Annotated in this window: 3 protein-coding genes and 1 pseudogene; all 4 read left to right on the top strand. The window is 73.1% G+C overall.

The window, feature by feature from the left end; all coding sequences use genetic code 11:
- Positions 1 to 268: pseudogene (locus B7767_RS26030) on the top strand (murein biosynthesis integral membrane protein MurJ); the annotation flags it as partial.
- A gap of 23 nt (positions 269 to 291) precedes the next feature.
- Positions 292 to 975 carry a response regulator transcription factor gene (locus B7767_RS26025; protein WP_085574319.1) on the top strand — a complete coding sequence of 228 codons (684 nt, stop codon included), beginning with the start codon at positions 292 to 294 and terminating at the stop codon, positions 973 to 975.
- On the top strand, positions 972 to 2,534 hold the full coding sequence (locus B7767_RS26020) for an ATP-binding protein (protein ID WP_373408240.1): 1,563 nt from the start codon (positions 972 to 974) through the stop codon (positions 2,532 to 2,534). Before B7767_RS26025 ends, B7767_RS26020 begins: the two co-directional genes overlap by 4 nt.
- Positions 2,531 to 3,133 (top strand): hypothetical protein, encoded by a 603-nt coding sequence (locus B7767_RS26015; RefSeq protein ID WP_085574318.1) that lies wholly within the window; start codon positions 2,531 to 2,533, stop codon positions 3,131 to 3,133. The genes B7767_RS26020 and B7767_RS26015 overlap by 4 nt, the downstream gene beginning before the upstream one ends.
- Positions 3,134 to 3,202 lie beyond the last annotated feature (69 nt).

Here is a 3,202-nt window from a genome sequence, read left to right as displayed (position 1 = left end):
CCGGGTGCTGAGCCGCCGTATCGCCGTCGCCCGTCCGCTGCGCTCGACCGCCGCGGGAACGCACGCGCGGCTCGTCCTCGCCGCCGTACCCGCCACCGTGCTGGGCCATCTGGCCGCGCTGGGTGCCGCACGGGCGGGAGCCCTCGCCGCCGCAACCGCCGGGGCCGCCGTCGTCGTGCTCTCCTTCGCCCTGCTCGCCCGGCCGCTGCGGCTCACCGAACTCGACGCCCTGCTCTCCGGCGCACGCCGGAGAGTGACCCGGACCTGACCACCACCGAGGGAGAACTGCTCATGCCCCGCGTGCTCCTCGTCGAGGACGACCCTTCCGTACGCGAAGGAGTCGAACTCGGTCTGCGCCGCCGTGGCCACGAGGTACGGGTGGCCGCGACCGGCGAGGCCGGTCTTGCCGCGCTGGCCGAGTTCCGGCCCGATCTGATGCTGCTGGACCTGATGCTGCCCGGCATGAACGGGGTGCAGGTCTGCCGGCGGGTCCGCGAGCGGAGCCAGTTGCCGATCATCATGCTGACCGCGCGGGGTGACGACTTCGACGTGGTGATCGGCCTGGAGGCCGGTGCCGACGACTACATCGTCAAGCCCGCCCGCACCGAGGTGATCGAGGCCCGGATCTGCGCCGTGCTGCGCCGCATCGACAGCACCGGCCAGGGCCGGACGGCCGTCGAGGTCTACGGCGAACTGGCCGTCGACCGGGCCGCGCTGAGCGTCACCAAGTCCGGCAGACACCTCGCGCTGGCCCCCTCCGAGCTCAAGCTGCTGCTCCATCTGTCCGCCGCCCCCGAGCAGGTGTTCAGCAGACAGCAGCTGCTGGAACACGTGTGGGAGCACAGCTTCCACGCCGACGCACGACTGGTCGACGCCTGCGTCGCACGGTTGCGCGGCAAGATCGAGGACGAGGCGGGCAGTCCCCGCTACATCCAGACGCTGCGGGGCTTCGGCTACCGCTTCGGACCGCTGTGACCTCCGGCCCCGGCCCGGCACGGCGGCTCCTGCGCGGTCTCTCCGGCGCCGACGGCCGACGCCGCGGAAGCGACGACGGCACGTCCGGCGGTGCTCCCGCGGGGCGGGCTCGGGCCAGGGCGTTCGGACTGCGCACCCGGCTGGTGTTCGCCTTCCTGCTGGTCGCCGCCGTCAGCGCGGGCACCACGTCCGCGCTGACCTACCGCGAGGCCCGCAACGCCCTGCTGAAGACCGCCCAGGACACCGCGGTCTCCTCGTTCCGTGACCAGGTCCAGCAGACCGGCTGGGCCCTGCCCGTGCAGCGGGAGGGACTGGAGGAGATCCTGCGTGACATCGCCCGCAAGGGGAAGCCGCGCCCCTGGGTGGTGTTCGCGGAGTACGGTTCGCTCCGCGCCTCCTCCGGCGAGAACCCCGTCTCCACCGTCATCACCCCCGAACTGCGCCGCGCCGCACGCGCCCACCCCAGCGGCAGCTTCGAGCGGGTCGTGAAGGACGGGGTGCCCTACCTGACCATCGCCATGCCCACCGTCATCAGGACCGGCCCCGAGGGCGTGCTGCCCAGCGGACTCGTCCTCTACGCCGTCATGCGGATGAGCGACGAACAGGTCAACGTCGACGCGCTCCTCGTGGCCGCCCGGGACGGCGCCCTGCCCGGCCTCGTCATCGCGCTGATCCCCGGTCTGATCGCCGCGCGCAGCGTGCTGCGGCCGGTGCGGGAACTGCGCCAGGCCGCCCAGAGCATGGGCAGCGGCCGGCTCGACACCCGGATCACGGTGCGCGGCAGTGACGAACTGGCCGACCTCGCCCGCACCTTCAACGACTCCGCCGGCAAACTCGAACGCTCCGTGCGCGAACTGCGCGAGGCCGAGGCACGCGCCCGCCGCTTCGCCTCCGACGTCTCCCACGAACTGCGTACACCGCTCACCGGAATGCTCGCCGTCACCGAGGTCCTCGACGAGGACGCCGACCGGCTGGACCCCGACACCGCCCGTGCGGTCCGGCTGGTCAGCACCGAGACCGGAAAGCTCGCCGTGCTCGTCGAGGACCTGATGGAGATCTCCCGCTTCGACGCCCGCGCCGCCGAGCTCAACACCGACGAGGTCGACGTCGCGGAGACCATCCGCAAGACACTGCAGAACCGGCACTGGACCGACGGCCGCGTCCGCACCGAGCTGCCCCCCGGCGTCCGCGCCCGGCTCGACCCGCGCCGCTTCGACATCGTGATCGCCAACCTCGTCGGCAACGCCCTGCGGCACGGCGGCGCGCCCGTCACCGTGACCCTGCGCGGCGAAGCGCGCTCCCCCGGCCCACCCGTACTGGTCGCCCAGGTCGCCGACAGCGGGCCCGGCATCCGGCCCGACGTGCTGCCGCACATCTTCGACCGGTTCTACAAGGCCGACGCGGCACGTACCCGGTCGGCGGGCAGCGGCCTCGGGCTGGCGATCACCCAGGAGAACGTGCGGCTGCACGGCGGGACCGTCCGCGCGGGGAACCTTCCCGGAGGCGGTGCCGTCTTCACCGTCGAGATACCGCTCCACCTGGAAGAGGCCGACGGATGAGACGTGCGCGGACGTGCCGGCGCACCCGCGCGGTCGCCGTCGCGTCGGGGGTGCTGCTGCTCGGCGGCTGCGGCATCCAGGAGACCGACGTGATCGAGGCGGGCGGTCCCGCCTCCGTCCAGGCGTTCGTCGACCCCGACTACGACATGCTGCTCTTCTTCCACTCCCGCGACGGCAGGATCAGTCCGGTGGTCCGGTCCATCGGGTCCACGCTCGAGTACGGTCTCGAAGGCGGCCTGGTCGCCGGCCAGGATCCCGACGGCGCGAACGCCGTACCCGTACCGACGGAGAAGGTGATCCTCGCGCTGCTCAGCGGTCCCGACGAGCAGGACCGCAAGGCGGGGCTCAGCACGTCCCTTCCCCCCGCCCCACAGGTCGCGAGACTCCGGGTGGAGGTCTCGTCCGGCGGCGAGGAGGTCACGACCGGCCTGCCCATCGCGCTGGACGGGCTGGGCCGGACCGCGCTGCGCCAGCTGATCTGCACGATCGCCTACAGCCAAGGCGCCGACGGCCGGGCCACCGTGCGGCTCGAGGGAACGGACGGAGTGTCGGCCTCGGGGACCTGTGGCCTCGATCCGACGGTGGGACGGCGGCCCTGACGAGCCGTGCCCCGGCACGGAGGAGCCCGCCGCACGCGCGGACCGCTCACCGCCTGCGCCGGGCTGCCG

Origin of the sequence: Streptomyces sp. 13-12-16, from assembly GCF_002114215.1 — a bacterium.
GTDB lineage: Bacteria > Actinomycetota > Actinomycetes > Streptomycetales > Streptomycetaceae > Streptomyces.
This window is presented reverse-complemented; position numbering and strand designations above follow the sequence as displayed.